This window comes from Actinocrispum wychmicini (assembly GCF_004345645.1).
GTDB classification, from domain to species: Bacteria; Actinomycetota; Actinomycetes; order Mycobacteriales; family Pseudonocardiaceae; genus Kibdelosporangium; species Kibdelosporangium wychmicini.
The window spans coordinates 1,189,639-1,213,717 of record NZ_SLWS01000002.1 but is presented as its reverse complement, the minus strand read 5'-3'; the positions used below and the strand labels follow the sequence as shown (position 1 = coordinate 1,213,717).

The window sequence follows — 24,079 nt, the reverse complement described above, 5'->3', positions numbered from 1 at the left end:
ACTCCTTGGGGGACAACGTCCTGCGCGAGTCGGTGAACCCCATGTTGCGGCGCATCTCGGCCACCGAGTCTCCGGTGGCGTCGCCGTAGATGGCGCTGAGCTGGTCGCCCCAGTAGCCCTTGCAGTACAGCCCGCACTGCAGGATCCGGATGACCTTCTCCGGTTTGCCCGGTCCGATGTCGCCGAACTTGCTGGTGAGCAACGACATGGTGGTCGGCCCGAAGGTGTCCGACAGCTGGCTGCCGCTGAGGCCGAGTTCGATCTGCAGCGCACGGGTCAGTGCGAACATCGTCGGCCAGCCGGTATGGCCGTCCTCCGGCGCCGGCACGAACCCGGGCACTGCGCCATAAACCGTGTTCACCCACTGCTGGGCGTGCCACACCCAGATGTCCATCTGTGGCGCCAAGAATCCCTGGCCGACGAAGTTCGCCGTGAACTGGTGGGCTTCCCCGCGGATCTGTTCGAGCTCGGGCTTGGTCGGCGGCACGCCTGCCGCGGAGTCCGGCGGAGCAGCGAGCAGGTTCACGTCGGCCGCGGCCGGGGTGCCGATGACGGTGGAGATCCCTGCCGCGCCCGCGGTTGCGCCCAGGAACTTGAGCACCTTTCGTCGCGGCAGGTTCTCGTCGGGCAGGGTCGTCATCACTGGTCTCCTTCGCCGGACCGATCCTCGATGTGGACTGCCGGGAAAGGCGTGCAGCACACCGCGATGTGCGGTGCGGTGACCTGGATTCGGACGAGAGCCCGTTCCTTCCCCACCAGACTAAGGACATTTTCGCGGCGGTGGTGGGCAGCCGGCTATGCGCGATGGCCGCTGAGGTATGCGAATGCCGAGTCCAACCATGGCACGAGTGCTCACCGCGACCGAACGCGAGAACTTCCCGGAACAGCCTTAAGTTGGCGTGCTGAGCGTGGCCGGCGACGACGACTGGCTGCCGCTCACGGTGCCTGTCTGGTACGCCGACCAACCCAGCGGGAACATCACCTTCTTCACCGGCACGCAGGGCCGGACCGCACGCAAGACCGGGCTGCTGGAACGCACCGGCAAAGCTCAGCTTCTGCGTGCAGCAGGCAGAGTTCCCGTACGTACCTCGACCCGAGGCTTGACCTCGTTGAAAGCCAACGATATCAAGCCTCGGGCGCCGGTCAGCTGATCACGCCGGCCAGAGCCGACCCCTTCTGGACCAGTTGACGTTGGTTTCCCACCGCTTCGTCGCGGTGGGGTCATGCTGACCGGTTGTGGGCTGGTAGCGCGGGGTTGGTTGTCGCGTGGGCGTTGTGCCATCGGCGTTCCAGGCATCGCATGAGGCGTCGTTGGACTTCCGGGGCGACGTGGCCGTCGGTCTCGGCGATGCGGTTGTCGAGGCGACGGGCTTGGGCGGTCTCGGGGATGCCGTCGGCGATCATCCAGGCTTTGTGGCTGTGTCGTTGTCCGTGGAAGGTCAACCCGGGCCGGACGGGGTAGGTGCGTACCGGTGGATCGGCCTTGTGCGTGCCGCGAGGTCGTCGGTATTTGTGTCGGACCGCGGTGAGCAGGATCCGTTTGCGTAGAAGCGCGAGGCCAGCCCGGCCGAACATCTGTCGCTTGATCATCTTGATGTGGTTGACACACCGGCCCCGGCGAACAGCCCGGGGCCGGTGAGCGTCGCTAGTCCCAGTAGGCGTCTCTGCCGAAATCACTGGGCCGAGCGGACATGAAGACCTGCGAACCGCGGCCGTCGTCGGTCACGTACCAGCCACTGCGGCGCAGCCAGATCAGGTTACCGCTCACATTGAAGCGCTGGTTGGCGTTGCCCTTGCAGTTCCAGATGACGGGGCTGTCCTCGCGGCTGTCTGGCGAGTCCATGCACAGGTTCAGGTTGTAGGAGGGGTGGAAGTACCATCCGCCCTCCGACGCCCGCTCCATACACCAGTACTGGTTGGCACCCCCGTTCCAGTCCCAGGTGATGACTTTGGTGCCCTTGCCGCCGCCCCCACTGGCGTCGAGGTAGTAGCCGGAACCCCTGTTCTGGTATCTGTTCTTCTGCTCGCACTTGTTCGACGTCTCCGCTGTGCGGTCGGTTGTCGCGGCCGTAGCCGGGAGTGTCCCGGCGGCTACAAGTAGCCCGGCCAGTGCCAGAATCGTTGTGAGGCGTTTCACGGATCCTCCTTTGTTACGTCGCGCTATCGCGGTAATGCGGGGTTAATGCCGCGACTAGGACGGCGTGCTGTTCTGATCATTAGGAGCAGTCGGGTAACTCTGAGGCTGGTCATGGTGATGACCTCGCGGCTGGGGTGGGTTTGGTCGGCGAGGTCGCATTTCAGCGCGGCGTAGGCGGCGGGTGGTCGGTGACGAGTAGCCGTAGTGCGCGCTGCGGCCGCACAGTCAGATGGTTCAGTTGTGGGTGGTCGGCAGGTATTTCCCGCAGTATCCGCCCCAGCCGTTGTTGTGGCCGGTGTCTTGCCAGGTGTCCAGGAGTATGGTGCCGGTCACAGGGCCGACGAATCCGTCGGGTCGCCCATTCACGTTGTCCTGTTGGAACAGGCGGACCGCGTCCGATGTTTTTGGTCCGAACAAACTGTCCTCTGCCCCGGCATGGTAGCCGAGGACGTTCAGCATGTGTTGCACGCACCACACACCGTGCCCATGGTTGATACAGCCGTAACAATCACCGAGAACGCCGACATGGGTATTGGCCTCGGCCGGGCCAGATGTGCCCAAGTTCAGCGCCGCGGCCATGCCGACCGCCGCCAGGAGTGTGCCAACTCGTCTCACGATCTCATTTCCCTTCAATGGCTGGGGATTTCGCTTCCTGAATTTGCGCCATGACTCAGTAGCCCGTAGTGCAGTCGATATTGCCGCCGTTTTCATAGTCGCATGCCCAGGACTCACGCTGATATGGCCTGGATTCCCGCCGGTGATCCGGGCCCGCGGGGCACGGCAGGAGTGGCTGTAACGCAATTCGATGTTGGTGACGCCAGCCGCGCCGCCGAGGCGCTTGACACGCTGAACAACGTCGCGATGGTCACAGCCAAAGAGGTCGCTACATGGCGACTGCCTTTCTCGCAGGTCACTCCACTTCCCTGTTTGGTCTAAATATTTTGACCGCAACCGCGCGCATTTATGGGTCAGGCTCGGCGAATTACTGTTGTCGAATCGAGGGCACTAGGCCCATTCTGTAGGCGTAGACGACTGCTTGAGTTCGACTTCTCACTCCGATTTTCGTCATGGCGCGGTACAGGTGCGTCTTGACCGTCGCCTCGGCGAGTGTGAGTCGATTGGCGATGTCACCGTTGGACAGACCTCGTGCGACCAACCGGAGTACCTCTCGTTCTCGGTTGGTGACCGCTGCCAGGTCCGCGCTGGGCGCTGGCGCCGCGTCCATGTCCCGCGTGAACGCTCGGATCAGCCGACGGGCGATGCCCGGGGTAAACGGCAGGTCGCCTGCTGCCACCGCCTCGATGGCCGCGAACAGTCGCTCGGCCGGGAGGGTCTTGAGCAGGACACCGCTGGCGCCCGCACCCAGCGCGGCTCGCACGTACTCGTCGTGGTCGAAGGTGGTCAGGATGAGCACGCGTGGAGGTGTCTCGGTCGCCGCGGAGAGGATCTTGCTGGTGGCGGTGACGCCGTCCATGCCGGGCATCCGGATGTCTATCAGGATCACGTCGGGTCGTTCGGCAGTCGCGGTGGCGACGGCTTGGGTTCCGGTCGATGCCTCGATGACCTCGTAGCCTGCCGGTGCTTGGCGCAGCAGGGCCGTGAGGCCGGAACGGAGAAGGTCATGCTCGTCCACGATGAGCACCTTGGTCATGGTCTGTTCACCCCCTCGGCAAGGTATCCAGGAATGCTGGTCCGAACCTGTTCCCACGATGCTCGGCCGATCTGGTGAAGCCCTTGGGCAAATCTTGTATCCGCTGGGCGCGAGCGTCGTAGGTTGCTCCTCGGGGAGGGTGAATGCCTGCCGAGTTCAAGGTTCTTGGCACTTTTGAGGTCTGTGTCGATGGCCGATTGGTTGACCTCGGTCAGGTGCGTCAACGGTCCGTGCTGGTGGTACTGGCGATCGACGCCGAGCGTGTGGTGACGGTCGAGCAACTCGTCGATCGAGTCTGGGGTGAGCGGCCGCCGGCGAGTGCCCGAAGCACCCTGTACAGCTATCTCAGCCGGCTGCGTCGAGTGCTGGCCGGTTGTGGGCACGCGGGCATCGTCCGCCGGGCGGGCGGTTACGTCCTGACGGGTGACCCGCTGGCTGTCGACCTGCACCGGTACCGCCACCTGGTGACCCAAGCGCGAGCGGCCCAGAACGACGCCCAGGCGCTGTCGCTGTACGAGCAGGCCCGGGCACTATGGCGCGGGGAGGCGTTCGCCGGCATCGACACCTTCTGGATCAACCGCGTGCGCGACGCCCCTGGTTGCTCACAGGCTGGCCGCCGAACTCCATCGCACTGATGTCGCGATGCGCTGTGGTCGGCTCGCCGATCTGCTGCCTGACCTGTCCGCCAGCACGGTGCGGTATCCGTTGGATGAGCGCATTGCGGGTCAGTTCATGCTCGCGCTGTATCTCAGTGGCCGCCGGTCCGACGCATTGCGGCACTACCAGCACACCCGGGAACAACTCGTCGAGAAGTTGGGCGCCGAGCCGGGGCCGGACCTGCGGCGGCTGCATCAAGGGATCCTGACCACAGACCCGGTGCCGGCCACGCTTGGGTCTGTCCGAACTCCAGTACCTCGCCAGCTTCCAATACCACCACGGCTGTTCGCGGGCCGGACACGCGAGCTCGCCATCCTCACCGACGCATTGGACAGCCAGGCCGAGCACGGCGCGGCGGTCGTGATCTCCGCGATCGGCGGGACTGGTGGAATCGGCAAGACCTGGCTGGCGTTGCAGTGGGCACACCAGAACGTTGACCGGTTTCCCGACGGGCAGCTGTTCGTGAACCTGCGCGGCTTCGACCCGTCAGGGGAACGAACCTCTCCAGAGACGGTGCTGCGTGGTTTTCTCAGCGCGCTCGGCGTCGACCCGACCGCGATCCCGACGGATCTGAATGCCCAGGAAGGGCTGTTCCGCAGCCTGATGGCCAGCCGACAGATGCTGGTCCTGCTCGACAACGCCGCTGACCCGGCCCAGGTGACGCCACTGCTGCCAGGCGGCCGGAGCATGGTGCTGGTCACCAGCCGCGACCGGCTAACCAGCATGATCACAGCCCAGGGTGCTCGTGCCGTGCCCGTGGACGTCCTCACCGAACCGGAAGCCCGCGCGTTGCTGGCCGCCCGGTTCGGCCACCAACAGCTGGCCGCGGAAGCCGGTGCGATCGCCGAACTGCTGGTCTACTGCGCCGGTCTGCCGCTTGCGTTGAGCATTGTCGCCGGCCGCGCCGAAGCGCATCCGGACTTTCCCCTGGCCATCCTCGCGGCGAACTCCGTGACGCCACCACGCGGCTGGCCGCGCTGGACGACGGGGTCCCGGCCGCCAGCTTGCCGGCGGTGCTGTCCTGGTCCTATGACGCCCTTTCCGCCGAGCAGGCGGAGGTGTTCGGGTTGCTCGGACGCGCGCCCGGCCCGGACATCGGGCTGCCAGCCGCCGCAGCTCCCACTGCTCTGTCCACCACACGCACCGCGACCGTATTGCGGGCGCTGGAGCGGCTTCGCTGCTCCAGCAGCCCGTCCCAGGCCGGTGGCGGATGCGCGATCTGGTCCGTCTCTACGCCTCCGGCCACGTCCTCGGCGACCGCCCCGAGTACTACCAGGACACGGCGCTGCGGCGATTGGCGGACTTCTACCTGCATACCGCGTTCGCCGCTGAACGGGTGCTGGACCCGCATCGCCTGTCGATTGCGATCGGGACCCCCGTTTCCGGCGACGCTCCGCGGTCTCCAGCCGATGGGGCGGCTGCGTTGGCGTGGCTCGCTGCGGAGTACGCCTGCCTGCTGGCAGTCCAGCAACTGGCTACCGAACGGGGCTGGCACGACGTGGTGCTGCACATGGCTCGTCTCGGATTTGGCGTCGCGTGCGCTCGGTCAGGTCATCCCGGCGCCGCGGTCGGGCACCTGCGGCGGGCCGTGAGCCTGGCCCGGCGGATCGGGGACCACCGGCGACTGGCAGTCGCCCACTCCGTCCTCACCTGGCCGTGGGGACAACTAGCAAGGCTTGCGCACGCCGAGCGCAGCAGGAACTTGTTCCACACCCTGGGCGATCCCGTATGGGAAGGCCGCTCCGCCAACACGGTCGCGTGGTACGCGTCCCAACTCGGGCGCCACGACCAGGCTCGCGTCGCCGGTGAGGCGGCACTGGCGCTGTCCCGTCGTAGCGATGACCCTCTCGGTCAGGCGGACATCCTGGACACGCTGGGCACGATCGCCCACCGAGCCAGCCAGCACACCCAGGCGCTCGCCATCTATCGCGACCTGGACAACGTCGACGCCGAAGCCGAAGTCCTGACCAACCTCGGCCAGACGTACACGGCCGTGGACGCCCACCGACAAGCCCGTGCCGCATGGCAGAACGCGCTGGAGCTGTACGAGGCCCAACACCGCACTTCCGACGCCGAACAAGTCCGGAAACTGTTGGCCACCGAGCCCACCGCCAGAGGATCGTGACTACCACGTCTGGTGGATCTCAGAATACAAAAACCGTACTACGTGCCTCAACCTCCTATGGGACGACTGAAACAGGCCCAACCCGTAAGGTCCGATGGCGTCATACTTGGGTCCGAGGAGCATCTATGCGACGAAATCAAAAGTCTGGTCACTTATTGGTACTCCGGATTTCCTTGGCCATCGTCCCGCTGCTGTTCCTGGCGTTCCTTGCTGGTATTGCACCGACCGCGTCTGCCGCACCGGCGGCGGTGAACCTCAACAGCGCGCAATGCCCGACGCTCATCACGCAGGGTGAAACAGACGGCTGCGTCGTCGAACTACAGCGCCTGCTCAACCAACATGGCGCCCACGTCGTGCTTGACGGCATTTTCGGACCCGCGACATTCGCCGCAGTACAATCGTTCCAATCCGGCGCGAGCGTGACCGCTGACGGCATTGTAGGGTCAATTACCAAGAACGCGCTCTACGACGGTACCGGACACTCGGCGCCACCGGTCGACCTGCGGTCTCCGTCCTGCCCGAACCTCATCAAACAGGGCGAGATCGACGGATGCGTGGTCACCTTGCAGAGCCTGCTCAACGGCCAGGGACAAAGCCTGGCTGTCGACGGCGATTTCGGACCGGCGACACTAGCCGCCGTCGAATCTTTCCAGTCACACGCGCACCTGGCGGTCGACGGTGTGGTCGGCCCGGACACCCAAAACGCCCTCTACTCCGGTGTCGGCGGACCCGGCGCGCCCAGCCCGATCAACCTGACGTCACCGGCCTGCCCGACGCTCATCGAGCAGGGTGAACGCGACGGCTGCGTCACCGAGCTGCAAAGCCTGCTCAACCAGCACGGCGCCGGCCTGAGCCTCGACGGGATCTTCGGACCGGCGACGCTGGCCGCGGTGAAGGCTTTCCAGGCCGACAACGCGCCACCTGCCGACGGCATCGTCGGGCCCAACACCAAGTACGCCCTCTACGGCGGGACCATCGTCCAGGTCGGCTGCGTCCTCATCGAGGGAATGACCTCATGCGCGAGGGGAGACGAGGTCGGGCCGCGCGTGGCCCAGTACGCGCACTGGCTCTACGATGCCCCAACCTCAGCCGGTCAGGCAGCCGACCAGAAGCGTGTTCTGGGCAGCCGATTCGGTACGTTGGGCGGCATTCCCTACGTGTGGGGAGGTGGCCACCGCTCGGCACCGGGTCCGTCCCACGGAACCTGTGAGGGGTATACCGGTGACATTCACCCCTGCCCCGCCACCAGCACCGTCGGGTTCGACTGCTCCGGCTTCGTGCGGTGGATGTACAGCATCGCCGGCGACATTGACATCGCGCCGGGCGGAGGCGGCACCAACCAGGAGATCGACAGCACCTACCTGCACGCCATAAGCAGACAGGCCCTCCGACCCGGCGACCTCATCTTCTGGACAAACCACAGGGAACGCACCAGCCACGTGGCCATCTTCATGGGGAACCAGTACGTCGTGTCACAGGACAACTCGCATGATCCACTCAGTCCCTATTCGCCACCGCGGACGGGAACCGGAGACGCGCTCATCGAGGCATGGTTCACCGGCAGCAACGTTGGCTATGTGCTTCCCCTCGTAGCGTGGAGACCTGAACCAAGAGAGATGATCAGGTCGTGGGAGAGACAAGACGCCGGTTTGACCCGGAGTTTCGGGCGGGTGCGGTGCGCATCGTGGCCGAGACCGGCAAGTCGGTCGCGCAGGTCGCGCGGGAGTTGGGGATCAGCGCGTACACGCTGCACAACTGGGTACGGGCCGACCGACGTCAGGCCGAGGCCGGGCAGGCCGGGGATGGGTCGGTGAGCGAGTCCGAGCGCGAGGAGTTGGCCCGGTTGCGGGCCGAACAAGCGCGGTGGGCCAAAGAGAAAGCCGAGTTGGAGATGGAGCGTGATGTCCTCAAGCGCTCCGTGGTCCTGTGGGTGAAGGACGCGATGAACCAGTGATCGTGGCGGAGTTCATCGCGTCCCAGAGGACTCAGTACGGCATCCCGCACGCGATCGCCTGCCGGGCCCTGGAGGTCTCGCAATCCTGGTTCTACAAGTGGATCAACCGCATACCCACCGCCCGTGACCTACGGCGGGAGCGGCTGGATGTGCAGATCAGAAGGCTGTTCACCGCCTCGGGCGGCACCTACGGCAGCCCGCGGATCACTCGTGACCTGCGCGAGGCCGGCTGGAGGATCTCAGAAAACACCGTTGCGGCGCGGATGGCCGAGCTCGGTCTGGCCGGTCGACCGCCGAAGCGTAGGCGGTCGCTGACCCGGCAGGGTAACGACCGGTGGCCCGGGATCTGGTCCGGCGGAGTTTCACCGCCGTGGCACCGGATGTGTTGTGGTGCGGGGATGTCACGCAGATCGACACCGGTGAGGGATCGCTCTACCTCGCGACGACCGAGGATCTGTTCTCGCGTCGGATGCTGGGGTACGCGATGTCCGCGCACCACGATGCTGCGTTGGTGGTGGCCTCGTTGCGGATGGCCGCCGCGACACGGGGTGGTGACGTGGACGGGGTCATTTTTCACTCGGATCGCGGGTCGGAATACACCGCTGCGGCGACTGCTGCGGTGTGTCGGGCGCTGGGTGTGGTGCAGTCGATGGGCCGAGTTGGGTCCGCATTGGACAACGCCGCGGCCGAGGCGTTCAACTCGACACTGAAGGTCGAGTTCGTGCACCGGCAGCACTTCTCTACACGAGCTGAGGCGCGGATCAAGGTCGCGACCTGGATCGCGGATTTCTATAACACCACCCGCCGGCACAGCGCCAACGATGGACTGGCCCCGATCCCGTTCGAGCATCAGATGGCATACGCACGAGCAGCATCAGCGGCGCAGGTCAGGACCGAAGTGGCATAAGACCGTGTCCACGATTCCAGGGGATTGACACATAGCCCAATCACATAGCCATAACGACAGTGGCCACCGGCAGCAACGACAGCCAGACCGTTGCTGACGTGAGGAGATTCCGGACTGACACCGCGCTGAGTACGGCAACATGGCTTCGGCCAACCCAAGGCACATGGACAGCAGGGAAACCTGGCTGCCGGACAGCCACCACAACGCGCCGTCGAGTCATCCGTCGACCGCTGCTACTCGCTCGGTCATTGACAACTCCACAGCGAGCATTCATCTCTTCCTCCCCACTCCTGCGGCGACGACTGCCACAGCATCGACAACGCGGCGAGACAACAGGGACCATCCCCGCTCGCGCGGGGACGACCAGCTCGCGCGGGTCGCGCTGGCGTTGCTGGTGGGACCATCCCCGCTCGCGCGGGGACGACCGGGACGCTGCTGGTCATTGCTGGTCCTCCCCGGGACCATCCCCGCTCGCGCGGGGACGACACTTCTTGACATGCAGGTTCGCTGAATGTAACAGTGTTTCACATTCGGTTTGGGATGGTGGGGCGGTCGGGTGTGGGTGGGTTATGTGGGTTTGTGTGGGTGCGAGGGTGAGGAGGCCGCAGCCGTAGGATTTGGCGCGGCCGATGCCGTTGAGGATGGCGTGGGTGAAGGTGCGGGGGTTGGTGACGACGAGGTGGCCGTCGAAGCGGACGGGTTCGATGGTGATGTTGTGGTTTTGTTTCTTGCCGCGGAGGGTGGGGGCGGGGGCGGGGGCGACGTCCGGTCCGCCGGTGCGGCTGGTGGGGATGACGAAGCCGTGTTGTTCTCCTTTGTTGATGAGCCATTCGATTTGTTTGGCGGGCAGGCGGTGAGGGACGCGTTTGCGGTGTTCGGGGTTGTCGTCGGTGCGGATGCAGCGGGTGGGGTTGGCCAGTAGCCGGAAGGCGTAGCGGCGGCCGGCGGTGATGGAGTCCAGGACGGGTTGCAGTGGGCGGACTTCGGCGGGTTTGAGCAGGTGGCCTTCGGGGAGTTGGTCCCAGGTGGGTTGGGTGTGGCTTTGGATGTATTGCAGGAATGCGTCGTGGGTGGGGTCGATGCGCCAGAGGACGCCGTTGGTGTGCCGGTAGGTGGCGCGGTCGGGGCTGTCGGGGTAGGCGGACATGATGGTGCGGTGCATGTCGTGGATGTTGGCGGTGTCGCGGCGAAATGCGCGGGAGTGGGGGTTGATGGTGAGCTTGGTCAGATACACAGGCTCTCTCCCGTGGTGATCATGGTGTCGGTGAGGGGTACGTCGCTGACGAGGACGGTGCGTGGTGCGAAGCGTCGCTGGCCGGGGGTGAAGGTGATGGGGTGGTCGTAGCGTGCTTCGGCGCCCACGGTGTTGGGTGGGCATTCCACGACTGTCCGCAGGCCGGGGCGTTGGGTGTCGCGGTGGGCTGTTGCCCGTAGGTAGGGTGATGGTTCGAGCCAGCCGTGTTCGGTGAGGACGGTCTCCGCCGAGGCGCGGATCGGGGCGGCGTCTGGTGGCAGGAGTGGCCGGGCGGGGACGAAGGCTTTGCGGCCGAAGGACAGTCGCCAGTGTGGCTGCCGTACCGCGCCGGCGACGCTGGTCAGCAGTTGCTGCCGGCCTTCGAGGACGACGAGGAAGAGGGCGTCGGCCAGGTAGTAGCGTTCGCTGACGACGGTGCGGTGTCCGGTTCCTTGGGTGGTAGGGACGTTCTGGGTGGTGTGGTAGTCGCGTTCCAGGATGCCTTCGCGGTCGACGCGAATGGCCAGGCGGAGTTGTGCGAGCTCGGCGATGGCGTTGTTGTTGTCGCGGTCGATTCCGAGTGCTGCGGCGAGCAGACCGACGACACCGGATTTCGTGGGCTCGAGGCTGGTGTCGCGGATGACGCCGCGTGATCTGGTTCCCCAGGACTGCATTGGCGCGTCGAAGCACAAGGCTAGCGACATCGGCTGTTCGTCGGTCATGGACTGGTCACGCCTCGGCGCTGGACAGCACGGCGGAGGCGAACTCGTCGACACTCCGGACGATCCGGACACCATCATGCTCGGGCAGGTCCCCGGAGACGGATGCGGCTGTGGCGGTATGGATCTGGGAGGTGCCGTAGAAGCCGGTCAGTTTGGTGAAGTGGTCCATGAGCCGCCGGGTGGAGCCGGCCATGAGGTCGTTGTCGATGACGGGTTTGAGGAACGCGTTGGCGAGGTTCCACGCTCCGCGTTCGCGGACCACGCCGAGCAGGGTGTCGGGCATGGTCCGCGCGGCCATCGAGTTCTGTTTCCCGCCGGGGACCGCGTTGATGAACGCGTGCAGCCACGCTTTCGTGGTGCGCTGGACGAGGTCGGTGTCGCCGGGCAGGTTGTGGGCCAGTTGGGTGGTGTCGACGTTGGCGTACCGGTAGTAGCAGGCGGTGTTGAAGTCGATGGTGCCGATCATGTCGGCGCCGGACTCGTCGTGGGGTTTGAGGTCGTCGACGGCCGTGTAGAAGTCGAACTCGGTGACGACGACGTGGGTGGAGACGGCGTGGGCCACTTGGGACGCGGCGTCGACGTTGAGGTCTTTGTTGTCGGCGATCATCCGCCCGAACAGGGCGATGTCGGCGGCTCGGCTGGCGTCGAGGATGCGCCGGGCGTCGGCCTGCCGCGTCTTGTCCACTTTGACCTTGGCTTGTTGGGCATTGGTCTTGGCGGCGGCGAACGCTGTCAAGGTGTCCCAGTCACGCTGGCAATAGCCGGTCAAGTGGCCGACGGCTTCGCCACTGACATACAGCAGGTATTGGGTCAAGCCCTTGGCGGCGTCCAGGCCGAACCCGAGCTGCTGCAGCGCCGCGGTCGCCACGACCCGGGCTTGGTCGCGGTCACGCCCTTCGCGGACCAACGAGTCGACCACGTTGTCGAGGAGGCGTTTGGTGCGAACACCCACCTCGGACGTGTCCAATCCATACTGCTGGAACAGCATCCGTGCCGAGCGTTTGAGGCTCTGGCTGGAGATCCGGCCGCGCAGGTGGCCGCCGAACGTGGCGGTTTTGGGTTGGCCGGTGTCGTCGCGGTTGAGGTTGCTCACCGGGAACGACTGGAGCAGATGCAACTCGATGATCACGCGGTGTTCTCCGGGGGTTCGGTAGTCGATGGCTCGCCGGTGTCCTCGGACACGGGCATGTGGAACTCGCGCGCCCACTTCAGTCGCACCTTGCTGGCTCGGTCCCCGCGGTAGTCCCTGCCCAGGACGACCACGAGGTCGTCCAGCAACTGACCATAGTGGACAGGGATGTCGTGGGCGGACAGCAGCCGAATGGCCTGCCGCAGGTGGTAGGGGAGAGTGTGCCGATCCTTGGCCAGCAGTTGGGTGAACCGCCGGCCGACCGAGGAATTGTTGACCAGCTTCTTGCTCAGCTTGCCCATCGACGCACCGAGCGAACGAGGACCCTTGGTGGCCCGCCACACCAGCGGGTGCAGAGCGAACAGGCCACCGACCAACAACCAGGTCTCTTGCTCGGCGTCGTCATCGGGCGGGTTCTGTTGGAACACGATCTCGTATCCCTGCAACTGCCTGCCCTCGACGAAACTGTTACGCAAGCACGCCAACGTCCGACGCGCCTCGGACACGCGCTTCGGATGGAACGACCGAAGCCCTGCGTCGAGGCCGTGCAGGTACTTGATGTACTCCGCTCGCCGGGACACGACCGGATCACTCACCGGTGTCCTCCCCTCGTGTGGTGTAGATGGCGATGTCCGACTGGAACTTCAGTGCGGCGATGGCCATACGTTTGTGGAACTGTCCGAGATGCTTGCCCAGGACGAGTAGTTTGCTGGCCTCAGCGGGTGATCCCGCGACCCACCGGTCGGCGACCGACTTGGCGATGGCTGTTACGTCACGAATCCACTTGTGGGCGGTCGGCGCTTCGGACGTGAGGTTGATCAGGGCCTCACCCAGCCGCACCAGGAAAGCGTTGAATGGGCGGGACAGGCGGGGCCAGTAGGGAAGGTCGATGTCGGAGGCCGGGGTGGCGCGTAGCTCACGACGGTAGTTGGCCTGCAGCGCGCGCAAGGCCGACCCGGCTTCGTCGGCCAGGGTGATCGCGCCTCCGATGAGCGCACCGACGCTCTCGTCACGAGCACGCAGAAGAGCGACCGGTGCGGGGACCTCTTCTTCCATCCACGCCTCGACCACGGACGCCTTGGAGTCGAGCTGTTGCCCGAACACGCGCAGGGTGTAGACGGTGCCCGGCGGGATGCGGCCACGGTTGGCCAGGTCCGCGATCTGGTCCAGAGCAGGCGGCCGCTGCCGGTTCCTGTCCTCTGTCCAGAGGTCTGTCATGAGCAGTTCCACGCTGTGGCGCCAGATTCCCCGCACGGGATGCAGCCTGACGGGAAGCATCGGCGCGTCCCGTTTGATGGTGCCTTTCCCGTCACGGGGTCGCCGGAACGCCACCATCTTTTCCTCATCGGGAAGGTACGCGTTCAGTCGCGTCCCGGGCGTGACGACAACCCCACTCACGGCCTTCTGGTCGTTGACCGACAGCAGAATTCTGCGGGACGGCCAGGTCAGCAGATCCGTCCATCCCCGTGCCGTCCGCGGGGCGCTGGGAAGCGGCGACGGACCAGACGGATCCTCCCACTCGGGCCGGTCGCCGGGGGTGGTCATCCGTGGCTTCTCGTAGTCCGGCTCGTACACCACCATGTTGAGCAGCAACGTCTCCTTGAGATTGGCTCCCTCGACCACCACGACGCCCAACAGGTTGCACGGCGCGCGTTCGGACGACTTGTCCTTCTCATACGGGGTTTTCATCCCGCCGGGGTCGAACGCCTGGGTGGTCACCAGCCACCGTGCCGCCTCCGCTGCGGACAGCACGATCTGGTCCGTGGAGGTGGTGTGGTCGAACAGCGTCACGTTGTTGCCGACCGCCCGGTAGGGCACCAGCTTTCCCGGACTGGCCGGTGGGAGCGACCCGAGCTCAACGCACTGCAGGAACGGGCGACGCGGATGGAACAAGTCGAAACGGTCCGCGAAATCGTCCATATAGGTGCGCAGACGATCGCGGGGAAATTCTTTCGCCGACCACAAGTCTGTCCACGCCTGTTCACTGGCCGGACCGTAGACCCGGTGTGCGAGGGCGAGGACGAGACGGTACAGGGCCGCGGTCATGGTAGGCGCTTCCGCAGCGATACGCCGGAACAGGTGCGCCTCCAGGATGAGGCGTTCCAGGCTGACGGTGCTCGCTTGCCCCTCCAGGTCGACAACCGGGATCCACGGCTCCTGCCGCAAGTCGAATGACAGATGCTGATCCGCGCGCGGTTGTGCCACGGGCTCGTCTGGTTCGAGCACCAAGCTGCCCCGATAGCACAAGACGTGACCAGCCACAGTACAGTGGCCGTCGGTGAGAACCAGGGCCTTGTAACCTCGTAGCCACGGGGAACCTTGAAACAGCACGGGTGTCGGCGAGTCGATGACCGCCTGGAGTACGTCAGCGGGAAGGTCGCTCGGGCTGTCCAGTTGGACTACCGCGTCCCGCAACGCCGCCACAGTAGCCGAGTCCACGGGCTCGGAGGCGGTCAACACCACCGAAACGTCACCACCCACGGGGATGACCCCGTCGTGCTCGGCGGCACGCAACAGAACGACCTCGACCGACTGCTCGACAAGGGCATCCTCGGAGACGCTCATGATCGGTAACGTTTCTCCCGCGCTCGGCGTGGATCTTTGCTGTGCTTGGTCAATTCACTGAGATGACTGACCGCATGAGGAAGAGGAAGATACATCAACCGAGCGTTACGGTCGGACACTTCCTGGGCGCGTCGCAACTTTTCTTCCGCCACCCGCCACGCCTCTTCCCACCCTGCCGGACACGCGACAGCGTCCGCGGGCCCGTACACGGCGTCGACCAGAGCGGGCACCTCGCCCGGAAGCGACACCTCCTTGCGATCCCGCAGAAGCGCCCACGTGCGCAGCAACATCATCGGCGCATACACCCTGTCGACATACTGCGGGAACCGAGGCCCAGCGTCGGTGTCCACCACGCCGGCGATCGCCAACGCGGCCTCTCCCCGAGACGCGTCACGGCGATGCCGGTGCAGCCGCCCGGCGCGCTGGATCACCCAATCCATCGGGGCCAGATCCGTGAGCAGAGCGTCGAAATCAAGATCAAGACCTTGCTCCAGCACCTGGGTGCTGACCACGATCGCCCGCGGCCTGGTCCCGCCTGTGCCGAACGCCGTACGAAGTTCACCTTCGATCCTGCGTCGCTCACCGGCGGCCGTGCGCCCGGTGATCAAGAACAGTTGGGGTCGCACAGCTTCGGGCAGAGCGTTGATCTCCTTCTCCAGGGCGGCGTGTGTGGCGACGGCCCTACGCACCAGGTTGTGCATGATGGCCGCACAGCCACCCCCTTCCACCCGTGCGAACGCCCACTCGGTGATCTCCTCGTCCGCTTTCCGCACCATTGTGACGGGGCGACTGGAGTTGAGTGTCGAAAGCTTCGCCGGTACCACGTCGGGTGTGCCTGTTGTGGCGACCGTGACCCGCGGGTACGCCGTCGACGGGGGCAGCGCGGGCGCTTCCCGTGGCAAGCAACGAAGAACACCGGACTGCCACGCCGCGACCAGATCCCGGCGACGGCCGGCGGGCAACGTGGCAGACAAGAGCACCACCGACACCCCCAGCCGCCCCAACCAAGCCAGCAGCCGATCCAGCAACACCGACATATATGCCTGATATGCGTGGATTTCGTCGATCACGATCACCTTGTTGGTCATCGCGGTCAGCCGCACGAACACATGCCCGGACCGGATCACCGCCTTCAAAACCTGGTCGACCGTGCCCACACCCATCGTCGCCAACAGATTCTTCTTACGCGTGAACCATTCCTGCGCGGCGACATCCGAATCACCCGGGTCGTCCACACCGACATGGGTCGGCGTGGCAGCCCGCTCCTCCAGATACTCCTTGGCGTTGGAGTGGATCAGCTGCACCGGAAGATCATCGCCGTGCTCGTTGAGCAACTGCTCCAGTTCCCGCAACATCTGGTTGCTGGTGGCCTGGGTGGGCATGGCCACGTACACCCCGCTGAGGCCCCCGTTGCGCACGAGCGCGGCCGCGGCCTGCAACGCGGCCTTGGACTTGCCCTCACCCGTCGGCGCCTCGACCATCACCAAGGTGGGCTCCCTGCGGCCGGCCACCGCTTGCTCGACCGCCGTTTGCACCGGGAACGGCGGCTCCGCTGAAGGAAACAAGCCCGCGAAGCTGTCGGACGCCGGCTCCCAGGAACGTAGCTTGAGCCGGCTCACCGCGGCTGCGGCGCGCATCCGCGCCACCTCTGGGTAATAGGCCAGGTCGGGGGCGTCGGCGAACTCGAAGCTGCTGACGTCCGAGGCGATCCAATCGCTGATCGTCGTCAACGCGGCCAGCCCCACAGCGGCACTGACGCTTACATGCACGTCCCGCCACGCAAGCGTGCTCGGGTCCGGCAGACCACGCAGCCGGACCACGTCACCAACCAGGCCGTCACGCCACCCCTGCCACGTTGCCCGACCGTGGTTGTTGATCTCCCGCCGAGCCTGCCGCACCGCCGAACCGTCCGGAAAATGACCGTGATGGCCACCCAACGCCGCGGCCAGGAACTCGGCCGTGTCAAACGGGACATCCCACGACAGCAACAAGTCCTGCACGTGCATCGCAGTCACCAAGCCATGCGGAGTGTCCACCCGCCGCCCCAGACCACTCTGTTTCCGTACCGCCTGCAGGTCCGTCGCGGCAGGCGTACCGAACCGGTCCCTCGCGAGATCGACTTTCAGTGCCTGAAACCCCGGCGTGTACTTCCCCAGATCATGCAGGCCACACAGAGTGGCGATCCACTCCTTCGGACTGCCGAGCGGCTCGAAACCGGCACACAACTCGGCTCGGCAACGCGGCCCAAGGACAAGATCCACCAGCCGCTCCGCCACGGCCGCCGTATCCAGAACATGACAGACCAGCGGATGGACCCGCTCCCCAGACGCCTTGCCCCACGCAGCGAACGCTGGCGGCACGTGAGTAGCGGTCATCGGACGTTACGCCGGAGCATGTCGACGGCCTTCCAGAAGACCGTTCCGCTGATCACGACTGCCGCCGACACAGGCACCAAGGGCCCTCCCAGGCCCGCCGCGATCTGCTTGACCACCACCCAGGTAGGCACAGCGGCGAACGCCGCAGCCACGCCAGCGATCACTCCGATGACCAATGTACGAAGCGTCCACGGCCGATCATCATCGCTCACGCCTGACGACGTCGGAGGCTCGTTTACAATCATGACCACTTCCTTCTGTTGGAGACAGCCGGGAAGAGAAGAGTGCCTCTCGGTAGCAGCCGGGAGGCACTCGCTTTATCTCTTGAACCTTCTTGCCTGTTCAAGGCGATTCTGAGGTCCGGTCAGCCCCGCGTACGCGGGGACGGAGCTATCCCTCGCTTCCATAAGGGACCAACCCAGTGGCAGCTGGGACCCGCGAGGATTGTCGTCCTGTCAATGGCTCCATGCCACGAGACACTACACTCCCGCTCAAGGCCGAGTGTGATAGGGCATGCCTAGCTTTCATAAGTTCGAACCTGTCGGCAGGCCCTTCGCGGCTTCTATGGTCTGGGACTTCCGCTGAGCAGTAGCTGACGCAGCCCAGTGTGGGAGATGACGCTCGGAGACGGTCAGCACGCTGCACTAGGCGGGCCTATCCCCGCCTACTCGAGGAACAACGGCTCCGGGTCATGATCGGCCAACCGCTGAGTGGCCCATCCCCGCATACGCCGGAAACAAACGCGGAATACCCGCACTTCATGCGCTACGGCCAAGGACCATCACCGCCCACACGGGGACGACACTGCCAAACGCGGCACCGACTGGTAGATCAACGGACCATCCCCGCCTGTACGGGGACGACGGCCCGGACCAGGCCCTCGCCGAGGGTGGCGCGAGCAGCACTCCCGCGTACGCGGGGACAACTTTCCGTCGACCTTGACCAGGACGTCGGGGTCGGGACCATCCCCGCGTACAGCGGGGACAACGGCACGCACGACGTGTCCCGCCTGATGAACCTGGGACCATCCCCGCGTACGCGGGGACAACGCCCACAGACGATCACCGAGAGCGTGCGGCCGGGGGACCATCCCCGCGTACGCGGGGACAACGCGAGCGCGGAGCGCCTGTCCTTGAGGACCCAGGGACCATCCCCGCGTACGCGGGGACAACCAGATCGCCCGGCTGGTCGCCCTGGGCCTGAAGGGACCATCCCCGCGTACGCGGGGACAACGGTGTCGTCGACTACCTCGGCCAGGGCATCACCGGACCATCCCCGCGTACGCGGGGACAACACTTGATGACCAGCCAGTATGTCATCGGCAACCTTGTTTTACATTCACTGCGTCGGCTTACGCCCGGCGGACGGTGCAGCAAGCGCACCCTCGTGGGTTCTGACTCTAAGCTGTCGGCGGTCACGTGTATCGATTTGACCATGGCTTCATGGTTCCGTTGTATTGCCGTCATGACAGACGGTGCAGTCGTTGCGGATGCGGTTGCCGACGGCAATGACCTGGTGATCGGCGACAACGACCCGGAACTCGCCCGTACTAGGGCGATATGTCTGGTTCATGCTGAACATGGGTGGAGCAATCTGGAGCAGGGGTCGGTGTTGGGCGTACACTCTACGGCAGTGAACTGCACTCTATCGCATAGGTTGCAACATGTTTGACGTGGCGATACTGTAGAGTTACAGGTGAGAGGCACTGTCCGAATTGGACTGGCAGTGTGGGGGTCAGGGGTTCGAATCCCCTCAGCTCCACAACCGTTGAATGTTATGTATTCGACCTCTGACCTGAGTAGGCAGGATCGGAGGTCGACCTTGTTTCTCGGTCCCAAGTGGACAGTGCGTCGCTGGTCTGGAGCAAATCTGGAGCAGCATGATCAACACCGCGAAATAGGGTCATCGGTCTGCTCCAGGGTTCCCGCCAGTATGGGCGTGACGTGGTACTTCGCGTCGGCCGCTGTCCGCGTGATGGTCCCATTCGGTGTATCGGGTCCGGCGGGATGGGATGCTCGTCGCGTCGGCGATGTGGGGCCGGTGTTCGATGGTTGCGGCCGATAGTCGATGGATGGGGTTGCTGCCGGGCGGCCATGCCGTCATTGCGGCGGCGAGGTTGGTTGGCCGGCGGCTGACTGCGGGGTATGTCCTCGCCCGCGTCGGCGACAATGGAGCGAACGCGATGCCCAAGGCGAGGACGCTACTTCTTTCGTTTGCTGCTGGCGTGAGCGGTGTCGAACGCCTCAATGACGTTGCCGGGAATTCGGCCGCGGTCGGATAGCTCGTACCCGTTCTGGCGGGCCCAGTCGCGGATGGCTTTGGTCTGTTCCCGGCTGGCGGTGGGTGTGGCCCCCTTGGCTGGTGAGGCGCCTCGCTTCAAGCGGCCACCGACCCGCCGGCTGGCGTTGACGTAGTCGTCGAGTTGGTTGCGTAGCCTGGCGGCGTTGGTAGCCGTGAGGTCAATCTCGTAGTCGGCGCCGTCCAGGCCGAAGCTGACGGTGGTGATGTCCTCAGCGGCGGTGCCGTCCAGATCGTCAACGAGTTGGACGGTGACTTTCTGAGCCATAGCGTTGTGCTCCATTCGCAAATCGACAGGCTGATCGGGGGTGTTCCCGGCCCCGGAGAGGCCGAGGCTGCCGACGGAATCATACGGTCGATACGCGCAGGAAGATCGACTTGACGAGGCTCCGGCGTGGCGACAGCCGTGCGGTCAATCCCGGCCAACCTCGGATAATGTGGCGTTTGAGTCTGCGGCGTGGGCTTTCGAGGCCGACATCGTCAAAACTCCGTGCGGCCCACGGCGACCGAATCAACACCCCCTCAGGCACGGTGCTCGGGCTCCTGCGTCTTTCAGGGGATGCGGCACCGGCTACCGCCATGTACCTGGGCAAGGAAATCACTGGTTCACGTGGGTAAGCGGTAGGAGTCCCCGAAGGCCCACCAAGACAGCCGAGCCCGGCACGCCCAATACCGCCAATGGCGGCTGTGTCGCGTACGAGGATGACGATCAAGAGCGTCGCCGTTGGCCGGGAGCTGCCCAGTCGCCGAGAATCCAGCTGGCAAACACAGTCCGAATCGGTGCGGCTGCCACCGGCGGTGGGCTGCCGTCCGGGTATCTACTCGCACGTCAATCGGATGATGGTCGACACGATGCAGTCGCGATGGGAACAGTTTGGGAACGGATCCGGGTTGACCTCTACCCAGACGCGAATGTGGTCAAGATCGCCTCCTCCCCGAGTTCTCCCCAGAGGGAACGGCCCGTCGACGATGCTCGTCAATTGACACATCTGACCAGCGGAAACATGCTAGTGGGCGGTAGTGGGATTGAACCAGTGACATCTACCGTGTCAACTAAGATCAACAAAGTCTCTCACCAGCGGAAACATAACTCTAGCAGGTCGGATAGGTCTGTTGAGAGCCGTTGGATGCGGTTCAGCGCTGTTGGATGCATCTATTGTCGGCTCCCAATTTGCTCTCACGTTCTGCTTCCATCGAGTTCATGCAATCGCCGCAGTTCGATCGACATCGACCGCCTGGCGACCCGCCGACACGACCATCTCGACGAAAGTTGTGTACGAGTACCGACATGCCGCTTGAGCTGCGTGGACGAGGTTCTCGGCACGCGCACCGTGCGGCAGGAAGATCGGACGTGCTGCTGCGACTGGCTTACCTCGGCGTGACCGACACCTTCGCCCTGCTCCGACTGCTCCCCATGAGCGACCGAGAAAGGACGCTGAGATCCCGGCATTGCGGCACCAGATCGGAGTTCTGCAACGCCAACTCGGCGACATGAGTCCGCGATTCGCCCCGGCGGACCGCGTGTGGCTCGCCGCACTCCTGCACCGACTACCACGCCAGACTTTTGCGCAGACTCCATCTGCTGGTGCGCCCGGACACTGAGCTGATCTCAGCAACTATTGGCGCCTGGGTAAGCCATCCAAACCGGACAACGTCACAGATGGGCGTGGGGCCCCCTGGTAGAAGAGTTCTCACCACAAGATCCATCTGCCCAGAGGACTCCACGTGATTGCCTATCGTGCCATGCTCGACGTTTGCCGACCAGGCTCCGGATCTGCACGAAGCCCTGCAACGAGCCCAAGCCGAGGGCTTGGCCTACGTGATCCTGGACGGGAAGATCTTCTCCGCTGACCGCTGTGGCGAGAAGACCATCAACGTCAAAGGCACTCAGATCGACCTCTGGTATTCCGGGAAAGCCCACGAGCACGGCGGTAACGTGCAAGGACTGTCCGCACCGAGCGGGTTCCCGTTGTGGGCGGCCGATGTCGAGCCTGGCTCCGTGCACGATCTGACCGTCGCCCGCGACCGTGTGCTCGGCGCTTTGTACTACGCTGCCTGGGAGAACGCGGATTCGCCGTCCTGACCGGACGCTGGCGCACGCTGCACCACATCACCGCCAGCCCCAGCAAAATCGGCGTCATCGTCAAAGCCGCACTCGAGCTCACTTGACAGAGCCCAAGCCATACGCGCCGGCCTGCGAAATGCACTTCCGCAGGCCGGCACGGGTTTGTTCGAGCCGTTGAGCCCAGTTCAGAGTTGACAGCCGCCGTTCACGACTGCTGGGTGCGGAGTATTTCGACTGCCTCGGGGATGCCCATGAAGGGCAGCCGTACGGCGGCCATGTCGTCGGTCCACTGCTCGGCCAGGTCGTAACGCTCCTTGGGGGTGGTCTCCAGCAGTTTGCGTCCTGGGAACACCTCGTAGTCACGCAGGACCTCTCGGTGGGCCTGTATGCCCTCCTGGAACAATTCCTCGCGGTGGAGTACCACCTCCTCGACCGGCAGTTCGTCCCAGAGCCTGCGGCCACGCTTGACCAGTTCGACCAACCGCGGTCGGTAGTCGGGATTGCGCTCCAGGTGCTCCCGGACGATGGAGCTACCCACGGACAGGTGCCGAATCTCGTCGATTGACGCGCCACGGGCGATTTCGGCCGCGGCTGGATCGAGAAGCACCCACTTGCGTTCGCTCAGTTCGGCGGCCGGGGCGAGCACACCTTCGATGACAATGGTGAACACCGCCACCGCGCCGATGAAATCGTTCTCGTCGCGCACGATGGACGTGGCGAACTCCGCGATCGGGTTGAGGATCCGCTCGGTGTAGTCCGCGCCTTGCTCGGTGATGAATTCGAGCAGACCTTCCGCCGGCACGCCCAGTTCGACAAGGTGATTGCGGAAGATCATGGCGTGTCGGGCCTCGTCGACCACCTGGGTGGTGAAGAATTCCAGTTCGGGCACGGCCGGAGCGCCGATCACATAGTGGGACAGGACCCGCACCGCCCGCGTTTCGGACAGCGAACGATGGCCGAGTTCCAGGATCAACGCGTCGCGCAGTGGACCCGGCTCGCGCATGTAGTCCGGGGTGACCGTGGCATGTCCCAGTTTCGACCGACCCCGCAGGGTGCCTTGGGCGACCGCCGAGAGCCAGTAGGCGAGATCGCACTGCTCCGCGGTCAGGACCAGGGTCTGCGCGCCGTCCAACAGGTTCGGCGCCCGGTCCCAGTCGGCCTCGATCGGTACCTCGCTGGTCGTCATGACACCTCATTCAGGGGAGACGGATCGGTCGGATCGGCAAGCACCGCGCGTCGCATCTGCCTGTCGAAACTCAGCATCGGCACGCCCGCGCCATGGCTGCCGTCGAGTACCTCGGCGAGCAGCAGATCGTGGTCGCCGACCTGCTGCCAGCCCAACATTCGGCAGCCGAGATGGGCCAAACAGCCATCGAGCAGTGGAGCGCCGCTGGCGCGGTCGACGGTCCAGCCGAGACCGCTGAACTGCCGGTCACCACGAGGACGGTAGGGATCGGCGAACCGGCGAGCCACGTCTTCCTGGCCGGCGGCCAGCACGTTGACGGCGAACCGGCCGGCCGACCGGAGCATGCCGGCCAGGGTCGAGGACGGGCGTAGGCACACGCCCACGACCAGCGGAACCCGCGACACCGCGACCACCGCACTGGCCGTGGTCCCGTGCCGGAGGCCGGCCAGATCGACCGTCAACACGGTGACACCCGAGGCGATGTGGCGCACGGCCTGCCGTGCCACGTCGGACGGCTGTCGGGACGACTCGGGTGCCAGTTTCGTATCGGGGCTGGTCATGTCGTCGTTCCGACGACGGCGGTCGGCGCCATCTCATCGATCGGAGCCGGGGCCAGGCCGGCCGCCGCGGCCCTCTTCTCGAGCAGGCTGGACACCCGGGCAACCTGTGGATTGGCCACCGGCTCGAAAGGCAGGCCGAAGGGCTTGTAGAAGTTCCCGAAGACACCCCGATCGCCGAAGACGTGGAAGGCGATCGCGAGCAGCGCCCACTCCGGGCGTACCAGCCACGCCCACAGCGCCGCGACCACCCCACAGGTGATCAGGCTGTGCATGGTGTTGTAGAGGACGTAATAGACCTTGGGGATCCGACCGTTCTTGCTGCGCCGGAAGGCGATCGCTCCCGGAATGTAGCCGATCAGATCGATGTACAGGAACAGGCCGATGGCCGGCCCCCAGCGGATCGCATTGAAGTGCCAGATGATCAGGCCGATCGTCAGTGCGAAGGCCACTACGTACTCGACGCGGTGCAGGGTGAAGGTAACTCGCGATTCGATCGGATTCTTGATATCCATAG

At 65.0% G+C, this 24,079-nt stretch carries 20 protein-coding genes, 4 pseudogenes and 1 CRISPR repeat array; of the genes and pseudogenes, 9 read left to right on the top strand and 15 right to left on the bottom strand.

What is annotated here, in order from left to right; all coding sequences use genetic code 11:
- The first annotated feature begins 908 nt into the window (after positions 1-908).
- Entirely contained in the window at positions 909-1,151 is a 243-nt protein-coding gene (locus tag EV192_RS13795; RefSeq protein ID WP_132115000.1) for a hypothetical protein, read from the top strand.
- Positions 1,152-1,221: 70 nt separating this feature from the next.
- On the opposite strand, the gene EV192_RS13790 is transcribed toward EV192_RS13795, so the two are convergent.
- The 4 genes from EV192_RS13790 to EV192_RS13775 form a co-directional block, all read right to left on the bottom strand.
- Entirely contained in the window at positions 1,222-1,590 is a 369-nt protein-coding gene (locus tag EV192_RS13790; protein ID WP_165960284.1) for an alpha/beta hydrolase family protein, read from the bottom strand.
- A gap of 55 nt (positions 1,591-1,645) precedes the next feature.
- Positions 1,646-2,137: an RICIN domain-containing protein gene (locus EV192_RS13785; RefSeq protein ID WP_165960371.1), complete on the bottom strand. Its 492-nt coding sequence runs from the start codon at positions 2,135-2,137 to the stop codon at positions 1,646-1,648.
- A 234-nt stretch (positions 2,138-2,371) separates the two neighbouring features.
- Positions 2,372-2,716 carry a peptidoglycan-binding domain-containing protein gene (locus EV192_RS13780; protein WP_165960370.1) on the bottom strand — a complete coding sequence of 115 codons (345 nt, stop codon included), beginning with the start codon at positions 2,714-2,716 and terminating at the stop codon, positions 2,372-2,374.
- A 403-nt stretch (positions 2,717-3,119) separates the two neighbouring features.
- Positions 3,120-3,788 (bottom strand): response regulator, encoded by a 669-nt coding sequence (locus EV192_RS13775; protein ID WP_132114992.1) that lies wholly within the window; start codon positions 3,786-3,788, stop codon positions 3,120-3,122.
- 215 nt (positions 3,789-4,003) lie between these two features.
- Here EV192_RS13775 and EV192_RS56800 point away from each other — a divergent pair, with 215 nt between their 5' ends.
- The 7 genes and pseudogenes from EV192_RS56800 (at position 4,004) to EV192_RS54685 (ending at position 9,431) form a co-directional block, all read left to right on the top strand.
- The gene (locus tag EV192_RS56800) at positions 4,004-4,423 is read left to right on the top strand and encodes an AfsR/SARP family transcriptional regulator (protein WP_279493265.1); all 420 of its coding nucleotides are present in this window, start codon (positions 4,004-4,006) and stop codon (positions 4,421-4,423) included.
- A 7-nt stretch (positions 4,424-4,430) separates the two neighbouring features.
- On the top strand, positions 4,431-5,777 hold the full coding sequence (locus EV192_RS55700) for a BTAD domain-containing putative transcriptional regulator (protein ID WP_279493263.1): 1,347 nt from the start codon (positions 4,431-4,433) through the stop codon (positions 5,775-5,777).
- A gap of 690 nt (positions 5,778-6,467) precedes the next feature.
- Positions 6,468-8,039, top strand: a pseudogene (locus tag EV192_RS54700) (C40 family peptidase); the annotation flags it as partial.
- A gap of 158 nt (positions 8,040-8,197) precedes the next feature.
- Positions 8,198-8,365: pseudogene (locus EV192_RS57360) on the top strand (transposase); the annotation flags it as partial.
- 15 nt (positions 8,366-8,380) lie between these two features.
- Positions 8,381-8,524 (top strand): hypothetical protein, encoded by a 144-nt coding sequence (locus EV192_RS54695; RefSeq protein WP_207926049.1) that lies wholly within the window; start codon positions 8,381-8,383, stop codon positions 8,522-8,524.
- Positions 8,497-8,817: pseudogene (locus EV192_RS57355) on the top strand (IS3 family transposase); the annotation flags it as partial. The gene EV192_RS54695 and the pseudogene EV192_RS57355, both read left to right, overlap by 28 nt.
- A 41-nt stretch (positions 8,818-8,858) precedes the next feature.
- Entirely contained in the window at positions 8,859-9,431 is a 573-nt protein-coding gene (locus EV192_RS54685) for an IS3 family transposase (RefSeq protein WP_207926017.1), read from the top strand.
- Between the two features lie 439 nt (positions 9,432-9,870).
- On the opposite strand, the gene cas6e is transcribed toward EV192_RS54685, so the two are convergent.
- The 8 genes from cas6e to EV192_RS13715 all read right to left on the bottom strand — a co-directional run bounded on the left by cas6e (position 9,871) and on the right by EV192_RS13715 (position 20,022).
- Positions 9,871-10,665: a type I-E CRISPR-associated protein Cas6/Cse3/CasE gene (gene cas6e / locus EV192_RS13750; RefSeq protein WP_424923353.1), complete on the bottom strand. Its 795-nt coding sequence runs from the start codon at positions 10,663-10,665 to the stop codon at positions 9,871-9,873.
- On the bottom strand, positions 10,656-11,387 hold the full coding sequence (cas5e, locus tag EV192_RS13745; RefSeq protein ID WP_243726805.1) for a type I-E CRISPR-associated protein Cas5/CasD: 732 nt from the start codon (positions 11,385-11,387) through the stop codon (positions 10,656-10,658). The genes cas6e and cas5e overlap by 10 nt, the downstream gene beginning before the upstream one ends.
- Before the next feature lie 7 nt (positions 11,388-11,394).
- The gene (cas7e, locus tag EV192_RS13740) at positions 11,395-12,516 is read right to left on the bottom strand and encodes a type I-E CRISPR-associated protein Cas7/Cse4/CasC (RefSeq protein WP_132114986.1); all 1,122 of its coding nucleotides are present in this window, start codon (positions 12,514-12,516) and stop codon (positions 11,395-11,397) included.
- The gene (gene casB, locus EV192_RS13735; RefSeq protein WP_132114984.1) at positions 12,513-13,112 is read right to left on the bottom strand and encodes a type I-E CRISPR-associated protein Cse2/CasB; all 600 of its coding nucleotides are present in this window, start codon (positions 13,110-13,112) and stop codon (positions 12,513-12,515) included. Before casB ends, cas7e begins: the two co-directional genes overlap by 4 nt.
- Positions 13,105-15,081, bottom strand: a complete 1,977-nt coding sequence (casA, locus tag EV192_RS13730) for a type I-E CRISPR-associated protein Cse1/CasA (protein WP_132114982.1) — start codon at positions 15,079-15,081, stop codon at positions 13,105-13,107. Before casA ends, casB begins: the two co-directional genes overlap by 8 nt.
- Complete coding sequence (gene cas3 / locus EV192_RS13725) at positions 15,078-17,456, bottom strand: CRISPR-associated helicase Cas3' (RefSeq protein ID WP_132114979.1); 2,379 nt, start codon at positions 17,454-17,456, stop codon at positions 15,078-15,080. Before cas3 ends, casA begins: the two co-directional genes overlap by 4 nt.
- A complete protein-coding gene (locus tag EV192_RS13720; RefSeq protein ID WP_132114977.1) occupies positions 17,453-17,668 on the bottom strand; it encodes a hypothetical protein in 216 nt (71 codons plus the stop codon). The genes cas3 and EV192_RS13720 overlap by 4 nt, the downstream gene beginning before the upstream one ends.
- An 808-nt stretch (positions 17,669-18,476) precedes the next feature.
- Positions 18,477-18,750: direct repeats of the CRISPR family, unit length 29 nt; unit sequence GGGACCATCCCCGCGTACGCGGGGACAAC.
- A 906-nt stretch (positions 18,751-19,656) separates the two neighbouring features.
- Positions 19,657-20,022 (bottom strand): histone-like nucleoid-structuring protein Lsr2, encoded by a 366-nt coding sequence (locus EV192_RS13715; RefSeq protein WP_132114975.1) that lies wholly within the window; start codon positions 20,020-20,022, stop codon positions 19,657-19,659.
- Between the two features lie 1,623 nt (positions 20,023-21,645).
- Here EV192_RS13715 and EV192_RS57350 point away from each other — a divergent pair.
- A pseudogene (locus EV192_RS57350) lies at positions 21,646-21,750 on the top strand (IS5/IS1182 family transposase); the annotation flags it as partial.
- 274 nt (positions 21,751-22,024) lie between these two features.
- On the opposite strand, the gene EV192_RS13705 reads toward EV192_RS57350, so the two are convergent.
- The 3 genes from EV192_RS13705 to EV192_RS13695 are packed head-to-tail and all read right to left on the bottom strand — an operon-like array spanning position 22,025 to position 24,077.
- Positions 22,025-23,005 (bottom strand): ferritin family protein, encoded by a 981-nt coding sequence (locus tag EV192_RS13705; protein ID WP_132114973.1) that lies wholly within the window; start codon positions 23,003-23,005, stop codon positions 22,025-22,027.
- A complete protein-coding gene (locus EV192_RS13700; protein WP_132114971.1) occupies positions 23,002-23,565 on the bottom strand; it encodes a flavin reductase family protein in 564 nt (187 codons plus the stop codon). The genes EV192_RS13705 and EV192_RS13700 overlap by 4 nt, the downstream gene beginning before the upstream one ends.
- Complete coding sequence (locus tag EV192_RS13695) at positions 23,562-24,077, bottom strand: hypothetical protein (RefSeq protein ID WP_132114969.1); 516 nt, start codon at positions 24,075-24,077, stop codon at positions 23,562-23,564. The genes EV192_RS13700 and EV192_RS13695 overlap by 4 nt, the downstream gene beginning before the upstream one ends.
- Between the last annotated feature and the right edge of the window lie 2 nt (positions 24,078-24,079).